Here is a 22,561-nt window from a genome sequence, read left to right on the forward strand (position 1 = left end):
GAGGGGGCGAGCGCCTTCGAGCGGCCGTGCGGCGCTCATCTCACGACTCCCGTGCCTGCGCGCCCGGCACGCGCGTCCAGCGTTTCGCAGATCGCATCCACGATCGCGTGGTAGCCGGTGCAGCGGCAGTAGTTGCCGCCCATCCACGCGCGCACCTCGTCTCGCGTGGCGTCCGGCTTGTGCTCCAGCAGTTCCTTGGCGGCCATCACCATCCCGGGCGTGCAGAAGCCGCATTGCAGCGCGTTGCGCCGCACGAAGGCCTCCTGCAGGTCGGTGGCGTCGCCGTCCTGGCTCACGCCCTCGATGGTGCGCACACTGCGGCCGTCGGCCTGCACCGCCAGCGTGAGGCAGCCGCGCACGATGCGGCCATCGACTTCCACCGTGCAGGCGCCGCAGACGCCGTGCTCGCATCCGAGGTGCGAGCCCTTCAGGCCCAGCGCCTCGCGCAGGAAGTCGACCAGGTGCTGGCGCGGCTGCACCGCGCGGCGCACGGCCTGGCCGTTGACGGTCAGTTCGATGGTGCGGGGATCGGCCATGCGTGTTCCTCCGGGATGCGGGTCAGCCTGCGAGCGCCGCGCGGCTCGCGTGCGCGGCGGCCAGCAGGCGACGCGCCAGCACGCTGGCGAGGTGCCGCTTGGTGGCGCTGGCGTGATGCAGGTCGGCCACGGGATCGAGCTCCGCCTTCAGCGAGGCGAGCGCGATTTCGACCGTCGCCGTCGTGAGCGGTTTGCCCGCGAGCAGGGCCTCGGTGCGCCGCGCGCGCAGGGGCGTGGCGCCCATGCCCAGGAACGCGAGGCGCACCTGCTGCGCGACCGCGCCCTGGAAGCGCGCCGCCACCGCCAGCCCCGCCACGGCATAGTCGCCATGCCGGCGCGCGAGTTCGTCGAAGCCGAACCAGTCGGCCGCGGTGGCGATGGGAACATCCGCGCCCAGCAGCAATTCGTCGGGCCGCAGGTCGGTGGTGTAGAGGTCGCGGAAGAAATCGGCCGCCGCCACGCGCCGCTCGCCGGCCGGCCCGCGCAGCGTGAGGACGCCATCGAGCGCGAGCAGGCAGCAGGGCCACTCCGCCGCCGGATCGGCGTAGGCGAGCGAGCCGCCCCAGGTGCCGGCATTGCGGATCGCGCGGTGCCCGATGTGCGGCGCCGCGGCGCACAGCAGCGGCGCTGCTTCGGCGACCAGCGCCGAGGCCTCGATCTCGCTGTGCGTGGCGAGCGCGCCGATGTGCAGGCGCTCGCCACGGCGCTCGATGCCGCGCAGGCCAGCGATGCCGGTGATGTCGACCAGCAGCGCCGGCTCCGACAGGCGCATGTTCAGCGTGGCCAGCAGGGTCTGGCCGCCGGCCAGGATGCGCGCGTCGTCGCCGTGGCGCGCCAGCAGCGCCAGCGCCTCGTCGACGCTGCCCACCTTTACATAGTCGAAGTCGGATGCCTTCATCCGAGCACCTTGGCGAGCCAGACGCCGAAGCCGGTGGAGGCGGCGCCCAGCAGGAACCACAGGACGCGCGTGGCTTCGGTGGTGAGGCCCGGGGCGGAGGCGACGGCAACCGGCAACGGGGGAGCGGCGGCGGCCACGGGTGGTGCGGTGGCTGCAACGCCAGCCGGCGCAGCCGCGGGAACCACTTCGGGGGCGGGCAAGCCCTCCGGCACCGCCGCAGGCGGCGCGAGCCGCACCCGCAGCGCCTCGAAGAACTGGTCGGCCAGCTGCTTGGCGGACGCATCGATCATTCGGCCGCCGACCTGCCCGAGCCGGCCTCCCACGGAGGCCTTCACCGTGTACGTGAGGTGCGTGTCGCCGTCCTGCTCGCGCAGTTCCACCTGCGAGCTGCCGGACGCCACGCCGGCCGCCCCGCCCGAGCCTTCGAAGCCCATCACGCAACGCTCGGGCGCCTCGACCTCGGACAGCGTCATCCGGCCGCTGAAACGCGCCCGCACCGGGCCCACCTTCACCATCACGCGCGCCTTGCGCACGGTGGCCGACTCCTCGACGACCTCCTCGCAGCCGGGGATGCACGCCTGCAGCACGGCGGGGTCGTTGAGCGCCGCCCACACCCGCTCGCGCGAGGCGGGGATGGCGACTTCGCCGGTCAGTTCCATGTCGTTCCTTCCGCCTTCAGAAGACGCCCAGGTGGCGCGTCGCCGATTCCGGATCGGCGAGCACCTCCTGCGCCGTGCCGCTCATGGCCACGGCGCCGGTATGGAGCACCACCACGTCGTCGGCCAGCCGCATGGCCAGGTTGAAGTTCTGTTCGACCAGCAGGATCGAGAGCCCCTCCTCCTTCAGCCGCGCGATGCCCTGCGCCACTTCGTGCACGATCATCGGCGCCAGGCCCTCGGACGGCTCGTCGAGCAGCAGCACCTCGGGATTGCCCATGAGCGCGCGGCCGATCGCCAGCATCTGCTGCTCGCCGCCGGAGAGCGTGCCGGCGCGCTGGCGCACCCGGGGCTTCAGCAGCGGGAACAGCTCGTACACGCGTTCGGCCGTCCACTCGCGCGGGCCGGGCTTGCGCTGCGCCGCCACCGACAGGTTCTCCTGCACGCTCAGGCTGGGGAACAGGCGCCGCCCCTGCGGCACCAGCCGCACGCCGCTGCGCGCGATGGCCTCCGGCGCCAGCGCCTCGATCGCGCGGCCCTCGAAGGCGATGCGGCCGCCGGTGGGCTTGAGCAGGCCGGCGATGGCCATCATCGTGGTGGTCTTGCCGGCGCCGTTGCGCCCCAGCAGCGCCAGCACGCCGCCGCGGCGCACCCGCAGGCTCACGCCGTGCAGCACGTGGCTGCGGCCGTAGTGCGCGTGCACGCCCTCCAGCACCAGCGCGTCAGCCGCCAAGGTACACCTCCCGCGTGCGGGGATGCGCCACCACCGTCTCGCGGTCCCCTTCGACGATCAGCTCGCCGTAGTGCAGCACAGAGATCTGCTCGGCGAAGGCCAGGGCCACGTCCATGTCGTGCTCGATCATCACGATCGTGGTTTCGCGCGGGATGCGGGCGATCAGGTCGCGCACCAGCGCGCGCTCGTCGCGCGAGAGGCCGGCCAGCGGCTCGTCGAGCAGCAGCAGGCGCGGCTTCTGCGCCATGGCGACGGCGATCTCGGCGCGGCGCTGCTCGCCGTACGCCATCTCGCCCGCGGGGACGTGGGCGCGATGCGCCAAGCCCACCGTCTCCAGCACCTGGAAGGCGCGCGCGTGCAGTTCGTCCTCACCCGCCAGCCGGCGCAGCGGCCGCAAGCGCAGCGCGTGGACGCCGAGCATGCCCAGCACCACGTTCTGCAGCAGCGTGTCGCGCGCGAACAGGGTGATCACCTGGTAGGTGCGGCTCACGCCGAGGTGCGCGCGGCGGCGCACGGGCAGGTGCGTCACGTCCTCGCCGAAAACGTGGATGCTGCCGCCGTCGCTGCGGATCTCGCCGGCGATCTGGTTGAACAGGGTGGTCTTGCCCGCGCCATTGGGGCCGATGATCAGGCGCCGCTCGCCCGGCTGCACCGTCAGCGACACGTCGTGCGTCACCGGCACGCCGCCGAAACTCTTGCGCAGCTTGCGCACTTCGAGGGCGGCGGTCATGCGCCTTCCCCCGCGGGGCGCTCCGCTTCGGGCGAGGGAAGCCGCTGGGCCCCCGCCGGCGCGGGGACGACGTCCTGCGGAGCGCGCCGGCGCAGCCACGGCAGCCCCGCGGCCAGCCCGCCCGGCATGAACACCACGATGAAGATGAACACCAGCCCCAGCATCAGGTTCCAGCGCTCGACGAAGGCCGACGCGTAGTTCTTCAGCAGCACGACCACCAGCGCACCCAGCGCCGGCCCGTACACCGTGCCCGGCCCGCCGGCGATCACGCTCAGGAGCGCCTCGGCCGACACCGAAACCGACATCACGCTGGGATGGATGTACTTGTGGAAATACACGTACAGCAGCCCCGCCACCGCGCCGAAGAAGCTCGCCGCGACGAAGGTGGTCCAGCGGATCGCCCACACGTGGAAGCCGAGCGCCTCCATCCGGCGCGGCTGCTCGCGCGTGCCGCGCAAGCTGGCGCCGAAGGGCGACTCCACCAGCCGCTTCATCGCCCACAGGCAGGCGCAGGTCACGACCAGCGCGAACCAGTAGAAATTGCTGCTCGCATCCAGGTTCCAGCCGAAGGGATGCGGGCGCGTGAGGCCGGACAGGCCGTTGTCGCCGTTGGTGACGGACACGAAGCGGTAGCCCAGGCCCCACACGATCTGCGACAGCGCCAGCGTGAGCATCAGGAAGCCCAGGCCGCTGGCGCGCAGCGCGATCCAGCCGAACACCATGCCGGCGGCCGTGGTGACCAGCAGCGCGGCCGGTGCCGTGACGGCATGGCCCAGGCCCAGCTTCAGCCCGAGCCAGGCGCTCACGTACGCGGAGATGCCCAGGAAGCTCGCATGCCCCAGCGACGTCAGCCCGCCGTAGCCGGCCAGCAGGTTGAGGCTGGAGGCGAACACCACCGCGATCAGCACCTGGCTGCCCAGGTTGACGAAATACTCGCCGGCGGCCAGCGGCAGCAGCGCGAGCAGCAGGGCGACGGCGACGGGCAGCCAGCGCTTCATGCGAGGCTGCGCCCGAACAGGCCGTGCGGCCGGAAGGCCAGCACCACCACCATCGGCAGGAACAACACCACGTACGCCAGGTCCGGCACCAGGAAGATGCCGAAGGTGTAGATGAAGCCCACGATGAAGCTGGCGTAGAAGGTGCCGGCCAGGCTGCCGATGCCGCCGAGGATCACGACAATCAGCGCCAGCGGCAGCATCTCCGCGTCCAGCCCGGGATACGCATTGAAGATGGGGCCGGCGAGCGTGCCCCCCAGCCCGGCCAGCCCCGCGCCGATGCAGAACACGGTGGTGAACAGGCGCGAGGCCGGGATGCCCGCGGCGCGCGCCATCGGCATGTCGTCGACGCCGGCGCGGATCATCGCGCCCAGGCGCGTGCGCTCGATCATCAGGTACAGGCCCAGCGCGATCAGGACCGCGATCGCGAGCACCACCAGCCGATAGGTCGGGAAGCTCATGCCTGCCAGGCGCAGCGGCGCCTGCAGGATCGCGGGCGTCGGCACCGGGATCGGGTCGCCGCCCCAGATCATCAGGCACACGTCCGCCGCCACGAAGGACAGGCCCAGCGTGGCGAGCACCTGGCCCTGCGCGTTGCCGCCCAGGCGCCGCAGCAGCACGCGCTCCACCACGCCGCCGAGGAAGGCCACGGTGAGCATGGCCACCAGCGCGGCGAGCAGCAGGCCGGCGCCGGTGCGCACCATGGTCGCGGCCACGTAGGTGCCGATCATGAACATCGAGCCGTGCGTGAGGTTGGCCACGCGCATCAGCCCGAAGATCAGGGCGAATCCCGACGACAGCATGAACAGCAGCCCGCCCAGCGCGAGGCTGTTCAGCGTCTGGATCGCCCAGATCTGCATCTCAGCGCCCACCCGGCCGCCCGAAGGGCGCCGACGGCCCCCTCGGGGGGCAGAGGGTTGCACGAAGTGAACGAACGTGGGGGCTCATTCCTTCAGTTTTCCAGGTTCTTCGCCGGCGGCCAGTCGCGCGAATAGACCGGGTTGGCCAGGAAGTCCTTCGGGCTGTACTTCCAGAACTGGCTCACGCCGGGATAGGTCTTCTCCACCGCGTTGACCAGCCGGCCGTCCTTGCGCACCACGCGGCGGATGTAGACGTCGCCCACCACGTTGCCGTACTCGTCGAACTTCACCGGGCCGCGGGCGGTCTGCACGTCGGTCTTGCGCAGGGCCGCCATGAAGGCGTCCTTGCTGGCGATGTTGCCGTTCACGGCCTTCATCGCCGCTTCCAGCACCGCGCCGTTGGTGTACGTGGCCGCGGCGTAGAAGCCGGGGTCGTAGCCGAACTGCTTGCGGAAGGCCGGCGCGAACTTCGCGTTGATCGGGTTGGCCAGTTCGGCCGAATACCAGCACGCGGTCTCGATGCCCAGCGCCTCGTCGCCCATGTTGCGCAGCACCGATTCGTCGATGGCCGTCATGCCGCCCACGATCGTCATCTTGCCGCGCAACCCGTACTCGTTGAACTGGCGGATGAAGCGGAAGCCGTTGGAACCGGCGAAGCCGAGGAAGATGGCGTCGGCGTTCGTCTTCAACTGCGCCAGGAAGCTGCCGTAGTCCGGCGCGGTGAGCGGCGGGAACATCTTCTGCACCACCTTGCCGCCGTTCTCCTCGAACACGCGCTGGAAGCCGGCGTTCATCTCCTGGCCGTAGGCGATGTCGTCGGCGATCACCACCATGCGCTTGTACTTCAGGTCCTTCGCGCAGTGGTCGGCCATCACGTGCGCGCACTGCGCCGAGGTGGAGGTCGCGCGCACGAACCAGGGATTGGGCTTGCGCTGCGTCATGTCTTCCGCCGCGGCGACGGACAGCGTGGGGACCTTGTGCTCGCGCAGGTAGTCGTCGATGGCCAGCGCCTCGAAGGCCGCCAGCGGGCCGATCAGGACGTTGACCTTGTTCAGCTCCACCAGCTCCTGCGTCTTGGCCTTGGCGTTGGCGGGCACGCCGCCCGTGTCGGCGACAACGAGCTGGACCTTGCGGCCGGCCAGCATGTTGCTGCGCTCGGCCAGGTACATCTGCAGCGCGCGCTCCATGTCGATGCCGCCGGAGGCCAGCGGCCCCGTCTTGACGGTGAGCAGGCCCACGCGGACTGTCTCGCCCGCGGCCTGCGCCTGCGCGAGGCCCGGCACCGCCACCGTGGCGGCGGCGGCGGCCGCGCCCTTCACGAAATCGCGTCTGTTGTGCATGGATGTCTCCTTGTGGTCGCGTCGTCGAGGAACCGGATCCCGCTCGGCATGCCGGCGGGATCACGGGCAGCAGGAGCCATGCGGCATGGCGACGGGCACGTCCCGGTCGATGGCGATCGCCGGGGCCATGGCTCAGGCCGCGGGCGTGGCGTGTTCGGCAGCGGGGTAGTTCAGTTCCACGACCACGCCGTTCGGGTCGTCGAGGAACAGCTGGTGCAGGCCCAGGGCGGGCACGGTGCGCTCGCGGGCCTCGATGCCTTCGGATCGCAGGTGCTCCCGCATCTGCGCCAGGCCGGTGGCGAAGAAGGCGACGTGGTCCACCGCGCCGCTTCCCCGCAGCGACGACACGTCGCGGTCGCCCAGGTACTTGCGCAGCCCCACGGGATCGTTCGGGTCCATGCCGATGATGTGCACGACCGCGTTGGCGTAGTCGCCGTGGTCGCCGCGGTACATCCACAAGCCGGGGAACGGAAACGGCGGGCGCGGGCCCACCGTCAGCTGGAGCACGCGCTCGTAGAAATCGCGCGTGGCGGCCATGTCCAGCGTGCGGATCGAGAAATGATTCAGCGTGAGGCCCACGTGCATTCCCCCTTTGGCGGTGCATGGCGCGCGACACGCCAGCTCGCCTCACGCGGGAGTCGGCGGGGCACCATGCGGGGGCATTGTTGGAGGCGGCGCCCGCCGCCTGCATCGGGGCCAACCCGTAGGCTGGCGGTGAGCGCCGAAGGCCGAACCCCAGCGCTGCCGGTGCCGCGAACGCCGGGGTTCGCGCAGCTCGCCTTCGGCGGCTGTCGCCGCCCCAGCCTGCGAAATCCTCAGCTCGCCATCGCCTGCGCCGGATCCTCGGAGTCCACCACCTCGCGCGCCCAGGTCTCCAGCCGGCTGGCGTCGGCGCGCAGCACCTCCTGCTTGACCGCGAGGATCTGCGCCGGGTGCATCGAGAAGCTGCGCAGGCCCAGCCCCAGCAGCAGGCGCGTGAACTGCGTGTCGCCGGCCATCTCGCCGCACACGCTCACGCCCTTGTTCTGGCGCCGGCATTCCGCGATGGTGTCCGCCACCAGCCGCAGCACCGCGGGATGGCAGGGGTCGTACAGGTGCGCCACCGATTCGTCGGAGCGGTCGATGGCCAGCGTGTACTGGATCAGGTCGTTGGTGCCGATCGACAGGAAATCGAAGTACTTCAGGAAGGTGCGCAGCGACAGCGCCGCCGCCGGGATCTCGATCATGGCGCCGATCTCCGTCGGCCCGTAGGGCACGCCGCGGTTGTCCAGTTCGGCGCGCGCGAAGTCGATCAGCGACAGGGTCTGCCGGATCTCGGTGGCGTGCGCGATCATGGGGATCAGCAGGCTGACCTTGCCGTGCGCGGCGGCGCGCAGGATCGCGCGGACCTGCGTGCGGAACATGTCGGGCTCGGCCAGGCTCAGGCGGATGGCGCGCAGGCCCAGCGCGGGATTGAGGTGGGCGAAGTCGCGCCGCGATTCGTCCAGCGGCTTGTCGGCGCCCACGTCCAGGGTGCGGATCGTGACCGGCAGGCCCTGCATGCCTTCGATCGCGCGCCGGTACGCCTCGTACTGTTCGTCCTCGTCCGGCATGTCGCCGCCGCGGCCCATGAACAGGAACTCGCTGCGGAACAGGCCCACGCCCACCGCGCCGGCCTTCAGCGCGCCGACGGCGTCTTCCGGCAGCTCGATGTTGGCGAGCAGCTCCACCTTCTGGCCATCGAGCGTGACGGCCGGCGTGTGGCGCAGGCGGTTGAGGCGGCTGCGTTCCAGTTCGGCCTGGCGCTGCTTGAAGCCGTATTCGGCCAGGATGATGGGCGACGGGTCGACGATCATCACGCCGGTGTCGCCGTCGATGATCACCCAGTCGTCCTGCCGCACCAGGTTGCTGGCGGAGCGCGCGCCCACCACGGCAGGGATGTCCAGGCTGCGCGCGACGATCGCCGTGTGCGAGGTCTTGCCGCCCACGTCGGTCACGAAGCCGGCGAACACGCTCTGCTTGAACTGCAGCATGTCCGCGGGCGACAGGTCGTGCGCCACCAGCACCAGGGGCACGTCCACGTTGTCGTCGAGCAGCAGGTCCTGCTGCGTCTTGCGCCGCACCGGCGGCTGCGTGACGGGCGAAGGGATGCCCTTCATGTAGCGCAGGATGCGCTCGGCGACCTGTTCGAGGTCCGCCTTGCGCTCGCGCAGGTACTCGTCCTCCATGTCGTCGAACTGGCGCGAGAGCACCTCGAGCTGCGTCGTCAGCGCCCATTCGGCGTTGTAGAGGCGGTCGGTGATCCAGTGCTTGACGCCCTCGATCAGTTCCTCGTCCTGCAGCAGCATCAGGTGCACGTCCAGCAGCGCGGAGAGTTCGTGCGGCGCCTCCTTGGGGCCCATCGTGGTGATGGTCTGCTGCAGGCGCTGGATCTCCTCCACCACCGCATCGCGGCCGACGCGGATGCGCTCGATCTCGGCCTCGACCTGGTCGGGCTGGATGAAGTAGTGGACGACGTCCGCGCGGCCGGAGCCGGTCACGACCGCGCGCCCGATGGCGATGCCACGGGCCACCGCAATGCCGTGGATCGCGAAGGTCATGGAGCCCCCACGCTTGTCACTTCGTGCATTGCGCTGCCCCCCAGGGGGGCTTTCGCGCCTTCGGGCGGCCGTGCGGCGTTCACTCGCCCTCTCCGAACTTGTCCGCGATCAGGTGCAGCAGCGCGTCCATCGCTTCCTGCTCCTTGTCGCCATTGGTCTCGATCGTGATGTCGGCGCCCATGCCGGCGGCCAGCATCATCACGCCCATGATGCTCTTGCCGTTGACGCGCCGCTCCCCGCGGCTGACCCAGACCTCGCACGGGTAGCTGCCCGCCAGCTTGGTGAGCTTGGCCGAGGCGCGCGCGTGCAGGCCGAGCTTATTGCTGATGGTCGTTGTGGTCTTGATCATGGTTGCGTCGGGGCTGGTTCTGCGGTGCCGTGATGGCCACCTGCATCACGCCCTGGGTGCCGCCGATCACCGCGCGCGAGACCAGCGTGTCCAGGCCCTCGTTGCGGTAGCTCACGCTGCGCAGCAGCATCGGCAGGTTCACGCCCGTGATCAGGCGCGAGGACACGCCGTCGACGAGCTTCTGCGCGACGTTGCTCGGCGTGGCACCGAAGATGTCCGTGAGCACCAGCACGCCCTGCACGTTGCCGGCGGAGGTGAGCTGCTCCATCGCGATGCGCGCGGCCGCCAGCGTTTCGTCCGGCGAGAGATTGGGCTGCACGTCGATGGCCGTCACCGCCGCGCCGCAGTCCGGGAAGACGTGCAGCGCGCACTGCCGCAAGGCGTTGGCCAGCGGCGCGTGGGCGATCAGCAGGATGGCGTTCATGGGCTGTGTGACCGATTATGGCTTTTGCTCCACAGGAACCATGCGTAGGACAGCATGCAGCACGCGAGGAAGATGGCGAAGGCGAAGCGAAATGCAGACACTTCGACCGCCCCGAGGGCCACGAACAGGTCCACCAGCAGCCCGATGCCCCACTGGATGACAAAGACGCCCAGGAAGATCACCAGGTTGTACGCCGACAGCGCCCGGCCGGCCACCGCGGCCGGGAAGGCCATCCCCACGGCCGGCTGCGCCAGCGACACGAAGGTGGCGCTCACGCAGTAGAGGGCCAGCAGGCCGGCGCCGGCCGCCGGCCCGGCGACGATGACGGCCGCCGTCGCCACGAAGTGCAGGGGCACGCCCCAGGCGATCAGCGTGTCGGCTTGGATGCCGCGGCGCTGGAACCAGGGCGTGACCCACCCCCAGCTCCAGAACGTGGCCAGCATGCTCAGGTTGATGGTGAACAGGCCGCCTGCCGCGGCGACGGCGTCGTAGCCCGCAACGCGCACCATCCAGGGCCCGGCCCACAGGGTCTGCACCGCGATCAGCCCGCCGTAGACGAAGAAGCCGATCGGCGCCATCTGGCGGAAATAGCGATGCCGCCACACCTCGCGGTAGCTGGCGCTCGCCGCGCCCGGCCGGGCGGCGGCCTGCCAGCCCGGAACGAACAGGGCGATCACCACCATGGACAGGCCCAGCAGGCCGGCCAGCGCCCAGAACAGCGGCCGCCAGCCGGCCAGCGGCAGCAGCCATTGCACCGGCAGCGTGGAGGCGAGCATGCCCAGCGAGCCCGTCATCAGCATCCAGGAGTTGGTGCGCAGCTGGGTGGCCGGCGTGAACCAGCGCCGGAACCCGGTCAGCGGCGCCATCAGGCAGGCGCCCAGCCCGGCGCCACAGAGGACGCGCGCCGCCAGCAGCGCCTGGAAGCTGGTCGCCAGGGCGAAGGCGAGGCAGCCCAGCACCGCCAGTACCATGAACCACAGCAGCACCTGCTTGGGCCCGTGCCGGTCGAGCCAGGTGCCCAGCGGCAGCTGGATGGCGGAAAACCCGAGGAAGTAGCCGCCGGCCAGCAGGCCGAGGTCGCGGGCATGGAGGTGGAATTCCTGCGTCAGCGTCGGCGACAGGGTGGCCGTCACCGCCCGCAGCAAGGCCGAGAAGAAATAGGTGAAGGCGAACGCGAGGAAGACGGCCACCGCCTGGCGGCCCGCGAGCAGGGACATGGATGTTTCTTGGAATGCGGCCGCGGCCTGCGCCGGACCGCTGGTGCCATTATCCGTTTCCCCATAATGGCATGCATGAATGCTCTCGATGGAATCCGCGTGCTCGACCTGTCGCGCGTGCTGGCCGGCCCCTGGTGCACGCAGACGCTTGCGGACCTCGGCGCCGACGTGATCAAGATCGAACGGCCCGGCACGGGCGACGACACGCGCGGCTGGGGCCCGCCCTTCCTGAAGGACCGCGCCGGCCAGGACACGCACGAGGCCGCCTACTACCTGGGCACCAACCGCAACAAGCGCTCCGTCACCTGCGACATCGCGCAGCCCGAAGGCCAGGCGCTGGTCCTCGAGCTGGCCAGGCACTGCCACGTCTTCGTGGAGAACTTCAAGGTCGGCGACATGGCACGCTACGGCCTCGACTACGCCGCGTTGAAGGCGGCGAACCCGGCCATCGTCTACTGCAGCGTGACGGGCTTCGGCCAGACCGGTCCCTACCGCGAGCGCGCCGGCTACGACTACGCGATCCAGGGCATGGGCGGCCTCATGAGCGTGACGGGCGAGCGCGACGACATCGGTGGCGGCCCGCAGAAGGTGGGCGTGGCGGTGGCCGACCTGTTCACCGGCATGTATTCGTGCGTGGGCATCCTGGCCGCCCTGCGGCATGCCGAGCGCACCGGCGAGGGCCAGCACCTCGACATGGCCCTGCTCGACACGCAGGTGGCCATGCTCGCCAACCTCGGGGCCAACTACCTCGTGAGCGGCAAGGTGCCCGGGCGCGCCGGCAACGCGCACCAGAACATCGTGCCCTACCAGGTGTTCGAGGTCGCGCCGGCCGAAGACGGCCACAAGGACCACATCATCCTGGCCGTGGGCAACGACGGCCAGTACGCGAAGTTCTGCCAGGTGGCCGGCCGGCCGGAGCTGGCCACCGACCCGCGCTTTGCCAAGAACCAGGACCGCGTGCGCAACCGCGCCATCCTGGTGCCGATGCTGGAGCCGGTGATGAAGGCGCGGCGCAAGGCCGACTGGCTGGCGGCGCTCGAGGCGGCCAAGGTGCCTTGCGGCGCCATCAACAGCATCGGCGAGGTGTTCGCCGATCCGCAGGTGCGCGAGCGCGGCATGGTGCACCAGTGGGAGCATCCGCTGGCGGGTTCGCTGAACCTGGTTGCCAGCCCCCTGAAACTCAGCGCGACCCCGGTCCGCACCGACCTGCCGCCGCCCTTGCTGGGGCAGCATACGGAGCAGGTCCTGGGCGAAGTCCTGGGCTGGGGCGAGCAGCGCATGCGCGAACTGCGCGCCAAGGAGGTGATCTGATGGCGAATTTCGTCCTCGTGCACGGCGCCTGGCATGGCGCCTGGGCCTGGCGGCGGGTGGTCGATGCGCTGCATGCGCAGGGCCACCGCGCGATCGCGGTGTGCCTGACCGGCGTCGGCGAGCGCGTGCATCTCATGTCCTCACTGATCACGCTGGAGACGCACATCGCGGACGTCGCCAACACGATCGAGGCGGAGGAACTGCAGGACGCGGTGCTGGCCGTGCACTCGTATGCCGGGATGATAGGCACGGCGGTCGCGGACCGCATGCCGCAGCGCCTGAAGCACCTGGTCTACGTCGACGCGGTGGTGCCCAAACCGGGCGAGAGCTGGAGCAGCACGCATGCGAGCGCCACCCGCGAGGTGCGGCTGGCCGCGGCCCAGGCCTCGCCGGACTTCGCCTTCCCGCCGCCCGACCCCTCGGTGTTCGGGCTGGCGGCCGCGGACCACGACTGGGTGCAGCGCCGGCAGACGCCGCATCCGGGCCACACCTACCAGGCGCCCCTGCAGTTCGATCCGAAGCGCGTGGCCGGCGTGCCGCGCACCTTCATCGACTGCGTGCAGCCGCGGCTGGCGACGATCGACTCGATCCGCCCGCGCGTGCGCGACGCGAACTTCTGGGACGGCGAGTGGATGCGGGGCGGCGGCGCGCGGGTGCTGGAGCTGGCGACCGGGCACGACCCCATGGTCAGCGCGCCGCAGGAGCTGGCGCGCCTGCTGGTGGGCTGCGCGGGCTGACCTGCATCAGGCAGGCGATTCCGTGTTGCGCGAGAATCGGCCCATGGCAGCGCGCAGGCAATGGATCCTCGGTGCGGCCGCGGTGGCGATCGCCGCCGCGGGCGCCTTCTTCGCGGTGGGCGGCACGCAGGCGGCGCCGCAGACCACCTTCGTGCTGCTGGATGGTTCGAAGCAGACCACGGCGGACCTGAAGGGCAAGGTCACCCTGGTGAACTTCTGGGCGACGAGCTGCGTGACCTGCGTGGCGGAGATGCCCCGGATGGTCTCCACCTACGAGAAGTACCACGCCCGGGGCTACGAGCATGTCGGGGTGGCCATGAGCTACGACCCGCCCAGCTATGTCGTCAACTTCACCGAGACGCGCAAGCTGCCGTTCAAGGTCGCGATCGACAACACCGGCGCGGTGGCCAGGGCGTGGGGCGAGGTGCAGCTCACGCCGACTTCGTATCTCGTGAACCGCAAGGGCGAGATCGTCAAGCGCTATGTCGGCGAGCCGAACTTCGCCGAACTGCAAGAGTTGATCGAGAAGCTGTTGGCGGAGTCCTAGGTTGTCACCCCCGCGCAGGCGGGGGCCCAGGACTTGCAGAAGAAAAGCGGCCGTCGGCCGCTTTTGCATTGGGGCGCCCTGGATTCCCGCCTCCGCGGGAATGACGGGGGCTTACTGGTTGCGGAAGTTGTCGTGGCAGTTCTTGCAGGTGCCGGCGGTGTCCTGGAAGGCGGCCTTCAAGGTATCCATGTTGTTGGTCTTGGCGGCGGCGGCCAGCTTCGGTGCCGCGTTCTGCAGCCGCTCGGAGGCTTCCTTGAACTTGGCGGCGTCGGTCCAGATCTCGGACTTCGCCTTCTGCGACAGCTTGTCGGTGTTGGCCACGAAGCCGGGCCAGGGGAGCCTGGCCATCTCGGCGACGATCTCGGCGCTGAGGGCGGCGGCGGCCGGATCGTACGGCGCCTTGCCGTTGACCATGGCGCCGATGCGGCCGAAGTTCTGCCCCATGATGAACATGGCGCTCTGGCGGTACTTGACCGCGTCCTCGGGCTTGGCGAACTGGGCGGACGCCGGGGTGGCGAGGGTGAACGCTGCGGCGGCGACGGCCAGGGTGGCGACAACTTTCATCGATTCTTCTCCGTGGTTAGAGTGGCGGGTGCCACAGCGGCAGACTACAGGGCGTGATAAAAGTTCGCCTCGGCGTTTGCCAGTGCGGGAATCTACTGAGCAAACCCGCTCCTTGCGAAATACCTATGTCACTTGACAACGACAAGCACCGCAACTCCCCGCCCCACCGGGTGCGCGTGTGGGACCTGCCCACGCGTTTATTCCATTGGTTACTCGCGATTTGCGTCATCGGGCTCGTGGTCACGGGCAAGGTGGGCGGCCCCGCCACCGAGTGGCATGCGCGCATCGGGGCGACCGTGCTGGCGCTGTTGCTGTTCCGGCTGGTGTGGGGTTTCATCGGCGGGCGCTGGTCGCGCTTCCGCACCTTCGTCTACGCCCCCGGCAGCGTGATGGCATACATCTCCGGGCGCGCGCACCCGGACCACCTGGTGGGGCACAACCCCCTGGGCGCGGGCTCGGTGTTCGCGATGCTGCTGGTGCTGCTGGCGCAGGCCGCCACGGGCCTCTTCACCGACGACGAAGCCGGCTTCACGGGCCCGCTCAATCGCTTCGTCTCCACGGCGCGCGGCCTGGCGCTGACTTCCTATCACCGCAATGCGGGCCAGTGGCTGGTGCTGGCGCTGGTGGCCCTGCACATCGCCGCCATCGTGTTCTACGAACGCCGCAAGCGCGAGCAGCTGGTGCGGCCGATGATCACGGGCGACAAGGAGGTCGCGCACCCGGCGCCCTCCGCCCGCGACGACGCCACCTCGCGCACCGTGGCGGTGGCGGTGGCGCTGGCCTGCGCCGGCCTGGTCACCTGGATCACCCGGCTAGGATAAAAACGTAAAGCTCATCCATGTCGACCGGCTAAAATTCGCCGTCCATGGACTTGCTTTCCGGACCTTGGACACTGCCCCCTTGCCGGTCATCGAGCTGACCACTCCCGCGGGGCGCGAACTCGACGAGGTGCGCGCCATCTTCCGCGAATACGCCGAAGGCCTCGGCGTCGACCTCTGTTTCCAGAACTTCGAGGAGGAACTCGCCGTGCTGCCCGGCGAGTACGCACCGCCGCGGGGCGCCCTCTTCCTGGCGCGGGTCGACGGCGAAGTCGCCGGCTGCTGCGCGCTGCGTCCGATGGACAACGCCGACTACCCCAACGCCGCCGAAATGAAGCGCCTGTACGTGCGCCGGGCCTTCCGCGGCTTCGGCCTGGGCCGCCAGCTGGCGGAAGCGGCGCTGGATGCCGCACGCCGCGCCGGCTACGACTGCGTGCTGCTGGACACGCTGGACGACATGGAGGCGGCGCGCGCCCTGTACGGCGAGCTGGGCTTCGAGGAAATCCCGCCCTACTATCACAACCCCATTGCGGGGGCGCACTACCTGAAGGCGGACCTTTGGGTGACCGGGCCCGCGCCGCTGAGCAGCCGGAGCTAGGCCTCCACTCCCTCCCCCTCCGGGGGAGGGTTGGGGTGGGGGCGCTCCCGGTGCCCCCGAAGAGCACGGTGATCGTACGGGCCCCGCAGCGCCCCCACCCTGCCCTCCCCCGGAGGGGGAGGGAAACAGAGAGCCTTTACGCCTTCACCTGCGACAGCAGCGTCCCCGCGTCGCTCACCTCGAACTTGCCCGGCGCTTCCACGTTCAGGCTGGCCACCTTGCCGTCCTTCACGAGCATCGAGTAGCGGTTGCTGCGCAGGCCCATGCCGCGGCCGGTGAGGTCCAGCGTCAGGCCCGTTGCCTTGGCGAAATCGGCGCTGCCGTCGGCCAGCATGCGGACCTTGCCGCCGCTCTTCTGGTCGCGCGCCCAGGCGCCCATCACGAAGGCATCGTTGACGCTCACGCACCAGATCTCGTCGACGCCGGACTTCTTCAGCTCGTCGAACTTCTCGACATAGCCCGGCACGTGCTTGGCCGAGCAGGTGGGCGTGAAGGCGCCGGGCAGCGCGAACAGCGCGATGGTCTTGCCCTTGGCGGCCTCGCGCACCTTCACGGGGTTGGGGCCGATGGAGCAGCCATTGCCCTCCACTTCCGAGTATTCCTGCAGGGTGACGTCAGGGAGTTGGTCGCCGACCTGGATCATGTTGCTCTCCTCGTGCAAAGTTTGCGGACAAAACAAAAACGGCCCACGATTGTGGGCCGTTTCCGCATTGCCTGCAGGGCAGCGAGGGTTCTCGGGCTCCTCCCCCAGGCTATGCACTTCGTGCTACGCCTCCCCCCTCCGCAGGCGGAGGGGGCGAGCGCCTTCGGGCGGCCGTGCGGCGCTCAGACCGCCTCGGCCTTCTCGACCAGCCGGGTCGCGACCCAGTTCTTGGTCTTGGAGATCGGCTTGCTCTCCTGGATCTCGATCACGTCGCCAGTGTGGAACTGGCCCGTCTCGTCGTGCGCGTGGTACTTGCTCGACTTGATCACGATCTTCCCGTACAGCGGGTGCTTCACGCGGCGCTCGACCAGCACGGTCACGGTCTTGGCGCGCTTGTCGCTCACCACCTTGCCGACCAGAGTGCGCTTCAGCGACGTTTTGGCTTCCGTCATGTTGTTCACTCCTTCGCCTTGGCGGATTCCGCACGCTTTTGCGCCAGGATGGTCTTGGCGCGGGCGATGTCACGGCGCGTGGAACGCAGCGTGGCGGTGTTGTTGAGTTGTTGCGTGGCCTTCTGCATGCGCAGGCCGAAATGGGCCTTCTGCAGCGACTTCACTTCGGCTTCCAGGCCGGCGACGTCCTTCTGGCGGAGATCATTGGCTTTCGACATTTGCATCTCCTCCTCAGGCGCCGATCATGCGGGTGACGAACGTGGTGCGCAGCGGCAGCTTGGCGGCAGCCAGCTTGAACGCTTCGCGCGCGAGTTCCTCGGGCACGCCGACGATCTCGAACACGATCTTGCCCGGCTGGATCTCGGCCACGTAGTACTCCGGGTTGCCCTTGCCGTTACCCATCCGCACCTCGGCGGGCTTCTGGGAGATCGGCTTGTCGGGGAACACGCGGATCCAGATGCGGCCGCCACGCTTGACGTGACGGGAGATCGCGCGACGCGCGGCCTCGATCTGGCGGGCGGTCAGGCGGCCGCGGTCGGTGCACTTCAGTCCGAAGTCGCCGAACGCCACGGAATTGCCGGTGGTGGCAATGCCCGTGTTGCGGCCTTTTTGCTCTTTGCGGTATTTCCGGCGAGCAGGTTGCAGCATTTCTTCTCTCCTTTACCGTCGGGTCAGCTCTTGCTGCCCGGCGCGGGACGGGCCACGCGCTTAACGGTAGATTTCGGCGCTTCCGCGCCTGGGGTTGCTTCAGCGGGCTTGTCGCTGCCTTCGGCCGGCGCGACGTTGGTGGTGCCGACGTCGCGGCGGGGGCCGCCACGTCCGCCACCGGGGCCGCCACGGCCACGATCGCCGCCAGGGCCGCCACGGCGGTCGCCGTCACGGCGCGGGCCGCGCGGGCCACGGCGCTCTTCGCCTTCGGGACGCGGCGTGGAGTCGAGCGACGGCAGGTCGGTGCGACCGAGCGTGTCACCCTTGTAGACCCACACCTTGACGCCGATGACGCCGTAGGTGGTCTTGGCTTCGGAGAAGCCGTAGTCGATGTCGGCGCGCAGCGTGTGCAGCGGCACGCGGCCTTCGCGGTACCACTCGGTGCGCGCGATCTCGATGCCGTTCAGGCGGCCCGACGACATGATCTTGATGCCCTGCGCGCCCAGGCGCATGGCGTTCTGCATCGCGCGCTTCATCGCGCGGCGGAACATGATGCGCTTTTCGAGCTGCTGGGTGATCGAGTCGGCGATCAGCTGGGCATCGACTTCGGGCTTGCGCACTTCCTCGATGTTCACCGCGACCGGCACGCCCAGGCGGGTGGCGAGTTCCTTCTTCAGGTTCTCGATGTCCTCGCCCTTCTTGCCGATCACCACGCCGGGACGGGCGGAGTAGATCGTGATGCGGGCGTTCTTGGCCGGACGCTCGATCAGCACGCGGGAGACGGCCGCGTTCTTCAGCTTGGTCTTCAGGTACTCGCGCACCTTGATGTCCTCGGCCAGCATGCCGCCGAAGTCGCGGTTGCTCGCGTACCAGCGGGAGTTCCAGTTGCGCGTGACGGCCAGGCGGAAGCCGGTCGGATGGATCTTCTGTCCCATGTTCTTCCTTAGTTCCCGACGGTCACGTACACGTGGCACGTGCCCTTGCTGATGCGGTTGCCGCGGCCCTTGGCGCGCGCGGTGAAACGCTTCAGCACGGTGCCTTGTTCCACGTAGATGCTCTTCACGCTCAGCTCGTCGATGTCGACACCATCGTTGTGCTCGGCGTTCGCGATCGCGGACTCCAGCACCTTCTTGATGATGACGGCACCCTTCTTCTGGGTGAAGTTCAGGACGTTCAGGGCCTGGTCCACCTTCTTGCCGCGGATCAGGTCGGCCACGAGGCGGCCCTTGTCGACGGACAGGCGCACGCCGCGGAGGATCGCTTTGGTTTCAGCCATGGTTCATCCTCACTTCTTCTGGACTTTCTTGTCCGCGGGGTGACCCTTGAAGGTGCGCGTCAGGGCGAATTCGCCCAGCTTGTGGCCCACCATCTGGTCGGTGATGTAGACCGGCACGTGCTGCTTGCCGTTGTGCACGGCGATGGTCAGCCCGATGAAATCGGGCAGGATCATCGAGCGGCGCGACCAGGTCTTGATCGGCTTCTTGTCCTTGGTGGAGACGGCCTTGTCGACCTTGGCCACCAGGTGGTGGTCCACGAACGGACCCTTCTTGAGAGAACGCGTCATGTTGCGGACCCCTTACTTCTTGCGGCGCGAGACGATGAACGTCTGCGTGCGCTTGTTGTTGCGAGTACGGTAACCCTTGGTCAGGTTGCCCCACGGGTCGACCGGCTGGCCGCCGGTGCCGGTGCGGCCCTCACCACCACCGTGCGGGTGGTCGATCGGGTTCATCGCGACGCCGCGCACCGTCGGGCGGATGCCCATGTGGCGCTTGGTGCCGGCCTTGCCGATCTGGCGCAGGCTGTGTTCTTCGTTGGCCACTTCGCCGATGGTGGCGCGGCATTCGATGTGGATGCGGCGCACTTCACCGGAGCGCATGCGGACCTGCGCGTAGGTGCCTTCGCGCGCCAGCAGCGTCGCGGAGGTCCCGGCGGAACGCGCGATCTGCGCGCCCTTGCCCGGCATGATCTCGATGCAGTGGATCGTGGAGCCCACCGGGATGTTGCGGATCGGCAGCGTGTTGCCCGCGCGGATCGGGGCCTCGGCACCGGACAGCAGCGTCGCGCCGACTTCCAGGCCGCGCGGGGCGATCACGTAGCGGCGCTCGCCGTCGGCGTACACCACCAGGGCGATGTGGGCCGTGCGGTTCGGGTCGTACTCGATGCGCTCCACCTTCGCCGGGATGCCGTCCTTGTTGCGGACGAAATCCACCACGCGGTAGTGGTGCTTGTGGCCGCCGCCCTTGTGGCGAACCGTGATGTGGCCGTTGTTGTTGCGGCCGGCCTTCTGGAACTTCTTCTCCAGCAGGGGCGCGTACGGGTCACCCTTGTACAGGTGATCGCGCGAGATCTTCACCACGGCGCGCTGGCCGGGCGAAGTCGGTTTCATCTTGATGACTGCCATGATTAAGCGGTCTCCCCGGAGAAGTTCAGCTCCTGGCCGGCGGCGAGCGACACATACGCCTTGCGGATGTTGTCGCGGCGGCCGACCGAGCGCGCCGTGCGCTTCGTCTTGCCCTTGATGTTGGCAACCGAGACGCCCGTCACCTTCACGTTGAACATCAGTTCCACGGCGGCCTTGATCTCGGGCTTGGTCGCATCCTGCAGGACCTTGAAGGTCACCGCGTTGGTCTTGTCCGCGACGTGGGTGGCCTTCTCCGAGATGATCGGGGCGACCAGCACCTGCATCAGGCGGCCTTCGTCGTACTTCTTGGGAGCGCTCATGCGAACATCTCCTTGAGCTTGTCGATCGCGCCCTTGGTGACGAGCACTTTCTTGTAATGGACAAGCGACACCGGGTCGGCGTAGCGCGGCTCGACGATCAGGACGTGCGGCAGGTTGCGCGACGCCAGGAACAGGTTCTCGTCGACTTCGTCGGCGATCACCATCACCGACTCCAGGTTCATCTTCTTGAACTTGGCGGCCAGCTGCTTGGTCTTGGGGCTGTCGACCGTCAGCGACTCGACGACCGCCAGGCGGCCATCGCGCGCGAGCTGGGAGAAGATGGACGCCATGCCGGCGCGGTACATCTTCTTGTTGATCTTCTGGGTGAAGTTCTCTTCCGGGCTGTTCGGGAAGATGCGGCCGCCCCCGCGCCACAGCGGCGAGGAGGTCATGCCGGCGCGGGCGCGGCCCGTGCCCTTCTGGCGGAACGGCTTCTTGGTCGAGTGCTTGACCTGCTCGCGGTCCTTCTGGGCGCGCGTGCCCTGACGGGCGTTCGCCTGGAAGGCCACCACGATCTGGTGCACCAGCGCTTCGTTGTATTCGCGGCCGAACACCGTCTCAGGAGCGTCGAACTTGGACGCTGCCTGGCCTTGCTCGTTCAGGAGTTCGAGTTGCATTTACTTCTTCCCCTTCTCGGCCTTCGCCGTCGGGGCGGCAACCGGCTTCGGCTGGCCCTTGGCGGCGAGGCGCACGGTCACGAAACCGTTCTTCGCGCCCGGAACCGCGCCGCGGACCAGCAGCAGGCCACGGGCCTCGTCCACGCGGACGACGTCGAGGTTCTGCACGGTCACGGTCACGTCACCGAGGTGGCCGGACATCTTCTTGCCCGGGAACACGCGGCCCGGGTCCTGCGCCATGGAGATCGAACCCGGCACGTTGTGCGAACGGCTGTTGCCGTGCGAGGCGCGCTGGGAATGGAAGTTGTGGCGCTTGATGGTGCCCGTGAAGCCCTTGCCGATCGAGGTGCCCTGCACGTCGACCAGCTGGCCGGCGGAAAAGACGTCCTGCACCGGCACGGTCTTGCCGGCGGCGTACTTGCCGGCGGTGTCGGCGTCGACGCGGAATTCACGGATGATTTCACCGGACTCGACCCCCGCCTTGGCGAGGTGTCCGGCGATCGGCTTGGTGACGCGCGAGGCCTTGCGCGCACCGTACGTGACCTGCAAGGCCACGTAGCCGTCGTTGTCCTGGTTCTTGACCTGGGTCACGCGGTTGTTGGACACGTCCAGCACCGTGACGGGGACAGCATCCCCCTCATCGGTGAACAGGCGCATCATGCCCACCTTGCGGCCCAGCAACCCGAGGCTGCTCAGACTCATGTTGTTACTCCGTTGCTCTCGCCGCGGCCGCTGCAATTGGCTGCCACGTTTGGGGTACGAGAGAGGGTTGAAAAAAGCTTCGCGCGCTGCAAAACGAGCGAAGCCGACTATTGTAGCAGTCTTCCCGAAGACCTGCCACCCTGCCCGGCGGGAGGGCTCGCTGGTGGCTGCGTAGCAGAAAACGCCGCGCTTGCCGAGAGGGATCCGGGAAGGAGGGGCCCGGCATTTCTCTGCTTTACCTCGGCCGTTGGCGCGCTACGCTCGCACCACTGCCGAGATCATCATGAGCCATTCGTCCATCCTCCCCGCCTTCGAGGACAGCCAGGCCCCCGCCGCAGTCCTCCCGGAGGACCTTGCCATCGTCGAGGGCCAGGGCCGCCACGATCCCGCGAGCCACGCCGTCACCCGCTTCCTTCTCCTGCGCCTGGCGCCCTGGTCCGTCCTGCTGCTGTCGGTGGTGGCGTCGGTCGCGACCCTGCGTCACTGACTCCCCGAATCGCTTCCCGCGCAGGGCCACCCGCCAGAAAAAAGGCCGCCCGGAGGCGGCCTTTCTCGGGGGCAAGCGGCAGAGTTACTGCAGCTTGATCTCCACATCCACGCCCGCCGGCAGGTCCAGCTTCATCAGGGCGTCGACCGTCTTGTCGGTCGGGTCGACGATGTCCATCAGGCGCTGGTGCGTGCGGATCTCGAACTGGTCGCGGCTCGACTTGTTCACGTGCGGGGAGCGCAGGATGTCGAAGCGCTTCATGCGCGTCGGCAGGGGCACGGGGCCCTTGACGATGGCGCCGGTGCGCTTGGCGGTGTCGACGATCTCGGCGGCGGACTGGTCGATCAGCTTGTAATCGAAGGCTTTGAGGCGGATGCGGATCTTCTGCTGTGCCATCTC

32 protein-coding genes are annotated in these 22,561 nt (G+C 69.0%); 6 read left to right on the forward strand and 26 right to left on the reverse strand.

Annotation, left to right across the window (positions count from 1 at the left end; translation table 11 throughout):
• Nucleotides 1–35: 35 nt before the first annotated feature.
• The 13 genes from WG923_RS11160 to WG923_RS11220 form a co-directional block, all read right to left on the reverse strand.
• Nucleotides 36–536 carry a (2Fe-2S)-binding protein gene (locus WG923_RS11160; RefSeq protein ID WP_340351030.1) on the reverse strand — a complete coding sequence of 167 codons (501 nt, stop codon included), beginning with the start codon at nt 534–536 and terminating at the stop codon, nt 36–38.
• Between the two features lie 22 nt (nt 537–558).
• Complete coding sequence (locus WG923_RS11165; protein ID WP_340351031.1) at nt 559–1,434, reverse strand: FAD binding domain-containing protein; 876 nt, start codon at nt 1,432–1,434, stop codon at nt 559–561.
• Complete coding sequence (locus WG923_RS11170; RefSeq protein ID WP_340351032.1) at nt 1,431–2,093, reverse strand: CoxG family protein; 663 nt, start codon at nt 2,091–2,093, stop codon at nt 1,431–1,433. The genes WG923_RS11165 and WG923_RS11170 overlap by 4 nt, the downstream gene beginning before the upstream one ends.
• A 16-nt stretch (nt 2,094–2,109) precedes the next feature.
• Entirely contained in the window at nt 2,110–2,823 is a 714-nt protein-coding gene (locus tag WG923_RS11175; RefSeq protein ID WP_340351033.1) for an ABC transporter ATP-binding protein, read from the reverse strand.
• Nucleotides 2,813–3,553 carry an ABC transporter ATP-binding protein gene (locus WG923_RS11180; protein WP_340351034.1) on the reverse strand — a complete coding sequence of 247 codons (741 nt, stop codon included), beginning with the start codon at nt 3,551–3,553 and terminating at the stop codon, nt 2,813–2,815. The genes WG923_RS11175 and WG923_RS11180 overlap by 11 nt, the downstream gene beginning before the upstream one ends.
• Nucleotides 3,550–4,551, reverse strand: coding sequence for a branched-chain amino acid ABC transporter permease (locus WG923_RS11185; protein ID WP_340351035.1), 1,002 nt, complete (start codon nt 4,549–4,551; stop codon nt 3,550–3,552). The genes WG923_RS11180 and WG923_RS11185 overlap by 4 nt, the downstream gene beginning before the upstream one ends.
• Nucleotides 4,548–5,408 carry a branched-chain amino acid ABC transporter permease gene (locus WG923_RS11190; RefSeq protein ID WP_340351036.1) on the reverse strand — a complete coding sequence of 287 codons (861 nt, stop codon included), beginning with the start codon at nt 5,406–5,408 and terminating at the stop codon, nt 4,548–4,550. Before WG923_RS11190 ends, WG923_RS11185 begins: the two co-directional genes overlap by 4 nt.
• A gap of 92 nt (nt 5,409–5,500) precedes the next feature.
• Nucleotides 5,501–6,748: an ABC transporter substrate-binding protein gene (locus WG923_RS11195; protein ID WP_340351037.1), complete on the reverse strand. Its 1,248-nt coding sequence runs from the start codon at nt 6,746–6,748 to the stop codon at nt 5,501–5,503.
• Between the two features lie 132 nt (nt 6,749–6,880).
• Nucleotides 6,881–7,333 (reverse strand): VOC family protein, encoded by a 453-nt coding sequence (locus WG923_RS11200; RefSeq protein ID WP_340351038.1) that lies wholly within the window; start codon nt 7,331–7,333, stop codon nt 6,881–6,883.
• Between the two features lie 230 nt (nt 7,334–7,563).
• Entirely contained in the window at nt 7,564–9,327 is a 1,764-nt protein-coding gene (ptsP, locus tag WG923_RS11205) for a phosphoenolpyruvate--protein phosphotransferase (RefSeq protein WP_340351039.1), read from the reverse strand.
• Nucleotides 9,328–9,406: 79 nt separating this feature from the next.
• Nucleotides 9,407–9,676 (reverse strand): HPr family phosphocarrier protein, encoded by a 270-nt coding sequence (locus WG923_RS11210; RefSeq protein WP_340351040.1) that lies wholly within the window; start codon nt 9,674–9,676, stop codon nt 9,407–9,409.
• A complete protein-coding gene (locus WG923_RS11215) occupies nt 9,645–10,100 on the reverse strand; it encodes a PTS sugar transporter subunit IIA (protein WP_340351041.1) in 456 nt (151 codons plus the stop codon). Before WG923_RS11215 ends, WG923_RS11210 begins: the two co-directional genes overlap by 32 nt.
• Complete coding sequence (locus WG923_RS11220) at nt 10,097–11,317, reverse strand: MFS transporter (RefSeq protein ID WP_340351042.1); 1,221 nt, start codon at nt 11,315–11,317, stop codon at nt 10,097–10,099. The genes WG923_RS11215 and WG923_RS11220 overlap by 4 nt, the downstream gene beginning before the upstream one ends.
• 75 nt (nt 11,318–11,392) lie before the next feature.
• On the opposite strand from WG923_RS11220, the gene WG923_RS11225 reads away from it, so the two are divergent.
• From WG923_RS11225 to WG923_RS11235, 3 genes are read left to right on the forward strand one after another with little or no spacing between them, the layout of a single operon-like run.
• The gene (locus tag WG923_RS11225; RefSeq protein WP_340351043.1) at nt 11,393–12,628 is read left to right on the forward strand and encodes a CaiB/BaiF CoA transferase family protein; all 1,236 of its coding nucleotides are present in this window, start codon (nt 11,393–11,395) and stop codon (nt 12,626–12,628) included.
• Nucleotides 12,628–13,365, forward strand: a complete 738-nt coding sequence (locus WG923_RS11230; RefSeq protein WP_340351044.1) for an alpha/beta hydrolase — start codon at nt 12,628–12,630, stop codon at nt 13,363–13,365. Before WG923_RS11225 ends, WG923_RS11230 begins: the two co-directional genes overlap by 1 nt.
• Nucleotides 13,366–13,408: 43 nt before the next feature.
• On the forward strand, nt 13,409–13,912 hold the full coding sequence (locus tag WG923_RS11235; RefSeq protein WP_340351045.1) for a TlpA family protein disulfide reductase: 504 nt from the start codon (nt 13,409–13,411) through the stop codon (nt 13,910–13,912).
• 111 nt (nt 13,913–14,023) lie between these two features.
• On the opposite strand, the gene WG923_RS11240 is transcribed toward WG923_RS11235, so the two are convergent.
• A complete protein-coding gene (locus WG923_RS11240; RefSeq protein WP_340351046.1) occupies nt 14,024–14,476 on the reverse strand; it encodes a c-type cytochrome in 453 nt (150 codons plus the stop codon).
• A gap of 125 nt (nt 14,477–14,601) precedes the next feature.
• Between WG923_RS11240 and WG923_RS11245 the strand changes: the two genes are divergently transcribed.
• Nucleotides 14,602–15,297 carry a cytochrome b/b6 domain-containing protein gene (locus WG923_RS11245; protein ID WP_340351047.1) on the forward strand — a complete coding sequence of 232 codons (696 nt, stop codon included), beginning with the start codon at nt 14,602–14,604 and terminating at the stop codon, nt 15,295–15,297.
• Nucleotides 15,298–15,376: 79 nt separating this feature from the next.
• Entirely contained in the window at nt 15,377–15,892 is a 516-nt protein-coding gene (locus tag WG923_RS11250; RefSeq protein WP_445322916.1) for a GNAT family N-acetyltransferase, read from the forward strand.
• A 136-nt stretch (nt 15,893–16,028) separates the two neighbouring features.
• Here the strand turns inward: WG923_RS11250 and WG923_RS11255 are convergent, their stop codons facing one another.
• From WG923_RS11255 to rplC, 11 genes are all read right to left on the reverse strand, one after another.
• Entirely contained in the window at nt 16,029–16,535 is a 507-nt protein-coding gene (locus WG923_RS11255; protein WP_340351049.1) for a peroxiredoxin, read from the reverse strand.
• A 182-nt stretch (nt 16,536–16,717) separates the two neighbouring features.
• Nucleotides 16,718–16,987 carry a 30S ribosomal protein S17 gene (gene rpsQ / locus WG923_RS11260; protein ID WP_340351050.1) on the reverse strand — a complete coding sequence of 90 codons (270 nt, stop codon included), beginning with the start codon at nt 16,985–16,987 and terminating at the stop codon, nt 16,718–16,720.
• A 5-nt stretch (nt 16,988–16,992) separates the two neighbouring features.
• Complete coding sequence (gene rpmC / locus WG923_RS11265) at nt 16,993–17,205, reverse strand: 50S ribosomal protein L29 (protein ID WP_340351051.1); 213 nt, start codon at nt 17,203–17,205, stop codon at nt 16,993–16,995.
• Nucleotides 17,206–17,218: 13 nt separating this feature from the next.
• Nucleotides 17,219–17,635, reverse strand: coding sequence for a 50S ribosomal protein L16 (rplP, locus tag WG923_RS11270; RefSeq protein WP_340351052.1), 417 nt, complete (start codon nt 17,633–17,635; stop codon nt 17,219–17,221).
• Nucleotides 17,636–17,658: 23 nt separating this feature from the next.
• Complete coding sequence (rpsC, locus tag WG923_RS11275) at nt 17,659–18,570, reverse strand: 30S ribosomal protein S3 (RefSeq protein WP_340351053.1); 912 nt, start codon at nt 18,568–18,570, stop codon at nt 17,659–17,661.
• An 8-nt stretch (nt 18,571–18,578) separates the two neighbouring features.
• Nucleotides 18,579–18,911: a 50S ribosomal protein L22 gene (gene rplV / locus WG923_RS11280; protein ID WP_340351054.1), complete on the reverse strand. Its 333-nt coding sequence runs from the start codon at nt 18,909–18,911 to the stop codon at nt 18,579–18,581.
• A 9-nt stretch (nt 18,912–18,920) separates the two neighbouring features.
• The gene (gene rpsS / locus WG923_RS11285; protein ID WP_340351055.1) at nt 18,921–19,199 is read right to left on the reverse strand and encodes a 30S ribosomal protein S19; all 279 of its coding nucleotides are present in this window, start codon (nt 19,197–19,199) and stop codon (nt 18,921–18,923) included.
• Between the two features lie 12 nt (nt 19,200–19,211).
• Nucleotides 19,212–20,036, reverse strand: coding sequence for a 50S ribosomal protein L2 (gene rplB, locus WG923_RS11290; protein ID WP_340351056.1), 825 nt, complete (start codon nt 20,034–20,036; stop codon nt 19,212–19,214).
• A gap of 2 nt (nt 20,037–20,038) precedes the next feature.
• Nucleotides 20,039–20,356 (reverse strand): 50S ribosomal protein L23, encoded by a 318-nt coding sequence (gene rplW, locus WG923_RS11295; RefSeq protein ID WP_340351057.1) that lies wholly within the window; start codon nt 20,354–20,356, stop codon nt 20,039–20,041.
• Nucleotides 20,353–20,973 carry a 50S ribosomal protein L4 gene (rplD, locus tag WG923_RS11300; protein WP_340351058.1) on the reverse strand — a complete coding sequence of 207 codons (621 nt, stop codon included), beginning with the start codon at nt 20,971–20,973 and terminating at the stop codon, nt 20,353–20,355. The genes rplW and rplD overlap by 4 nt, the downstream gene beginning before the upstream one ends.
• The gene (gene rplC / locus WG923_RS11305; RefSeq protein WP_340351059.1) at nt 20,974–21,675 is read right to left on the reverse strand and encodes a 50S ribosomal protein L3; all 702 of its coding nucleotides are present in this window, start codon (nt 21,673–21,675) and stop codon (nt 20,974–20,976) included.
• A 283-nt stretch (nt 21,676–21,958) separates the two neighbouring features.
• On the opposite strand from rplC, the gene WG923_RS11310 reads away from it, so the two are divergent.
• On the forward strand, nt 21,959–22,162 hold the full coding sequence (locus WG923_RS11310) for a hypothetical protein (protein ID WP_340351060.1): 204 nt from the start codon (nt 21,959–21,961) through the stop codon (nt 22,160–22,162).
• 84 nt (nt 22,163–22,246) lie between these two features.
• Here the strand turns inward: WG923_RS11310 and rpsJ are convergent, their stop codons facing one another.
• The gene (rpsJ, locus tag WG923_RS11315; protein WP_145895499.1) at nt 22,247–22,558 is read right to left on the reverse strand and encodes a 30S ribosomal protein S10; all 312 of its coding nucleotides are present in this window, start codon (nt 22,556–22,558) and stop codon (nt 22,247–22,249) included.
• Nucleotides 22,559–22,561 lie beyond the last annotated feature (3 nt).

It is taken from the genome of Ramlibacter sp. AN1133, from assembly GCF_037890035.1.
Taxonomy (GTDB): domain Bacteria; phylum Pseudomonadota; class Gammaproteobacteria; order Burkholderiales; family Burkholderiaceae_C; genus Ramlibacter.